The sequence below is a fragment of the Mesorhizobium sp. M7A.F.Ca.US.014.04.1.1 genome (assembly GCF_003998745.1).
In the GTDB taxonomy this organism is placed as follows: domain Bacteria; phylum Pseudomonadota; class Alphaproteobacteria; order Rhizobiales; family Rhizobiaceae; genus Mesorhizobium; species Mesorhizobium ciceri.
In genome coordinates, this window is sequence record NZ_RZRW01000574.1 from 1 (window position 1) to 3,572 (window position 3,572).

General features: G+C 64.4%; 2 protein-coding genes and 2 pseudogenes. 2 read left to right on the forward strand and 2 right to left on the reverse strand.

All coding sequences use genetic code 11. The annotated features are described in order from the left end of the window. Window positions 1-149 (forward strand): annotated as a pseudogene (locus EOA22_RS39110) (carnitinyl-CoA dehydratase); the annotation flags it as partial. Between the two features lie 217 nt (window positions 150-366). Beyond that, on the forward strand, window positions 367-1,305 hold the full coding sequence (locus EOA22_RS27775) for an alpha/beta hydrolase (protein WP_063169796.1): 939 nt from the start codon (window positions 367-369) through the stop codon (window positions 1,303-1,305). Window positions 1,306-1,340: 35 nt separating this feature from the next. Here EOA22_RS27775 and EOA22_RS27780 read toward each other — a convergent pair whose 3' ends face one another. Beyond that, window positions 1,341-2,999 (reverse strand): FAD-binding dehydrogenase, encoded by a 1,659-nt coding sequence (locus EOA22_RS27780; protein ID WP_063169795.1) that lies wholly within the window; start codon window positions 2,997-2,999, stop codon window positions 1,341-1,343. A gap of 41 nt (window positions 3,000-3,040) precedes the next feature. Beyond that, window positions 3,041-3,572: pseudogene (locus EOA22_RS27785) on the reverse strand (Gfo/Idh/MocA family oxidoreductase); the annotation flags it as partial.

The window sequence follows — 3,572 nt, forward strand, 5'->3', positions numbered from 1 at the left end:
TGCCCGAGGCGCTACCCTTCCAGGACGCCATGAACAAGGTGACCCGCCGGCAATTGCCGACGGTCGATGCGCTCTATGGCTCCGAGGACAATATGGAGGGTTTTCGCGCTTTTGCGGAGAAGCGGGAGCCGGTGTGGAAGGGGAAGTGAGGATTGTTGCCGAAATGACGGCGCTTATCCCCCTCTGTCCTGCCGGACATCTCCCCCTCAAGGGGGGAGATTGGCAGCTTCGATCTCTGCACTCTTCTTGCGACGCCGAAGGTTGGCGAAAGCCTTCGCAACATCCGATCTCCCCCCTTGAGGGGGAGATGTCCGGCAGGACAGAGGGGGGCGCCCAGGCTCAGCCTTGGCCGCCTCTCCAGCACCCATGACCGACTACATCAAGCTCATCGACGCCGAGACCTGGGCCTTCATCGAGCGCACCAATTCCTATTACCCGCCCGATACGATCGACTACACGATCGTGCAGCAGCGCGAGATTTACGACCGCATGTGCCGGGAATTCTTTGCCGGCTACCCCGAGGGCGTCGCTGTCGAAACCTCCGCCATTGCAACGCCGACGCACGATATCCCGATCCGTATCTACCGAAGCCCACTTCAGGCAGGCGTGACGGTGCTCTATGTCCATGGCGGTGGCTTCATCCTTGGTGGGCTGGACAGCCATGACGATGTTTGCGCGGAGCTGTGCTCGCGCACAGGCTATGAGGTGGTCTCCGTAGATTACCGGCTGGCGCCGGAACATTTGCATCCAGCCGCCTTTGACGATGCCATGAGCGCCTTCGAATGGGCCGCCGCCAATCGCGATCATCCTATCGTGCTCTGCGGCGACAGCGCCGGCGGCAATCTCTGCGCCGCCGTCAGTCACGCCACGCGCGGCCATTCGAAAAGGCCGGTCGGCCAGGTGCTGATCTATCCCGGCCTCGGCGGAAACCGCTCGAAAGGCTCCTATGTCAAGCACGCCGAAGCGCCGATGCTGACCGTGCGCGATCTCGAATTCTACAAGCACATTCGCACTGGAGGGCAAGACCGTAGCGGCGATGCGACGCTGGCCCCGCTTGCCGACACCGATTTCTCCAACTTGCCGGAGACAGTGCTGATCACCGCCGAATGCGACCCGCTGTCATCGGATGGCGAGACCTATCGCGACCTGATCATCACGGCAGGTGGCCACGCGACGTGGTTCGAGGAGCCGGGATTGGTGCACGGCTATCTCAGAGCCCGGCACACGGTTGGCCGCGCCCGCACCAGCTTCACCCGGATCGTCGGTGCGGTGACCGCGCTTGGACAGGGCGACTGGCGCTGGTGAGCGCGGCCAAACTCTGAGGACCAAGTGACGCCCCTTCACGCCACCGAGGCAGCCGCTGCCCGGCCGGCGCTGCGGCCGGAAAAGATGCAGCCGCCGAGGAAGGTGCCTTCGAGCGCCGCATAGCCATGCACGCCGCCGCCGCCGAAACCGGCGGCTTCGCCGACGGCATAGAGCCCGGCTACCGGCTGGCCATCTGCCCCCAGCACGCGGCTGTCGAGATCGGTCTGCAGGCCGCCCAGCGTCTTGCGGGTCAGGATGTTAAGCCGCACCGCGATCAGCGGGCCATTTGCCGGATCGAGCATCTTGTGCGGCTTGGCCGTGCGGATCAGCCGGTCGCCGAGATAGGCGCGCGCGCCGCGCAGAGCGGTGATCTGCATATCCTTGGAGAACAGGTTGTCGAGCTGCCTATCGCGGGCGTGGATCTCGCGCTCGACTTGAGCCACCTCAAGCAGCGCCTCGCCGCCGGCCAGCGCGTTCATGCGCGCGACCAGCGCCGGCAAATCGGCCTCGACGATGAAGTCCTCGCCCTTTTCCATGAACGCCTTGACGGGGCCCGGAATGCCCGATGTGGCGCGGCCGAGCACCTGGCGCCAGCTCTTGCCGGTCAGATCGGGGTTCTGCTCGGAGCCCGACAGCGCGAACTCCTTCTGGATGATCTTCTTGGTCAGGATGAACCAGGAGTAGTCGAAGCCGGTGCTCATGATGTGGGAGAGCGTGCCCAGAGTGTCGAAGCCGGGATAGAGCGGCACCGGCAGGCGCTTGCCGCGCGCATCGAGCCACAGCGATGATGGGCCGGGCAGGATGCGTATCGCATGGTCGGTCCAGATCGGCGCCCAGTTCTTGATGCCCTCGACATAGTGCCACATGCGGTCGCGGTTGATGATCGAGCCGCCGGCCCGTTCCGTGATCGCCAGCATGCGGCCGTCGACGTGGTCGGGCACGCCGGTGATCATGCGCTTGGGCGCCGCGCCCAGCCGCTGCGGCCAGTTTTCCCGTACAAGCTGATGGTTGGCGCCGATGCCGCCGGAAGCGACGATCACGGCTTGCGCGCGAAGCTCGAAATCTCCTGATATTTCGCGCGAACTCTTGTGGCCGCGCTCGGCGGTGCTCGGTTGCAGGATGTCGCCGCGCACCCCGTCGACAGTCGCACCCGTGCGGGTCAATTCATCGACCCGATGGCGGAATTTGAAACTGATCAGTCCGCGCTTCTGCGCCTCGCGCACGCGCTGTACGAAAGGTTCGAGAACGCCGGGGCCCGTGCCCCAGGTGATGTGGAAGCGCGGCACCGAATTGCCGTGGCCGATGGCATTGCCGCCGCCTCGCTCGGCCCAGCCGACCACGGGAAAGAATTTCAGGCCGCGCTGTATCAGCCAGGAGCGTTTTTCGCCGGCGGCAAAGCCGACATAGGCTTCCGCCCATTTGCGCGGCCAGAAATCCTCGGGCCGATCGAAAGCCGCGGTGCCCAGCCAGTCTTCCAGCGCCAGGTCATGCGAATCGCGGATGCGCATGCGCCGCTGCTCGGGCGAATCGACGAGGAAAAGGCCGCCGAACGACCAGAATGCCTGGCCGCCGAGCGACTGCTCCGGCTCCTGGTCGACGATGATGATTTTCTTGCCGGCCTCGGCAAGCTCGGCGGCGGCAACCAGCCCTGCAAGGCCGGCGCCGACAATGATCACGTCCGCATCGTCAGCCATTTTTCCTCCCAGAATTAGCCGGCTATTTCAATGCAAGGAATTCAGACGGTCTCCCAGCCTTCTTTGCCGCCGGCGCGGAAGATGGCGTCGATGACTTTCTGGTTGAGCACCGATTCCTCCAGCGTGAAGACGCGCTCCTTGCCGCCCTGTGCTGCACGCGCGAAGGTCTCGACCTCCAGCCGGTACTGCTGCGTGCCGGGAAAGCGGAAAACCTGCGCCTCGGTGTGGTTCTGGTTGTGCAGTTCGACGCGGTGGTGGTCGTAGAGCCCGGCATTGAAAGGCGAGAACAACTCGATGAAACCCTTCTCGCCGTGGAACACCATCACCTGGCGCGCCGCCATCTGCGTCGACAGATAGAACGACAGCTCGAAGTCACCGAAATCGGCACGGATCGAGGAGTAGATGTCGGTGCCGAATGTCTTGTCGCGCTCGATCGTCGCCTGCACGCGCAGCGGCTCCTTGCCGGTGGAAAAGCGCGTCGACACGGTCGGGTAAACGCCGATGTCGGGCAGCGCGCCGCCGCCGAGGTCGAGCTGGTTGCGCATGTTGCTGGGGTCGACGTTGTAGTAGGAG

Excerpts from the sequence above, each read along its gene's own strand:
- EOA22_RS27775 (WP_063169796.1), top strand. The coding sequence starts at position 367 with ATGACCGACTACATCAAGCTCATCGACGCCGAGACCTGGGCCTTCATC.
- EOA22_RS27780 (WP_063169795.1), bottom strand. The coding sequence starts at position 2,999 with ATGGCTGACGATGCGGACGTGATCATTGTCGGCGCCGGCCTTGCAGGG.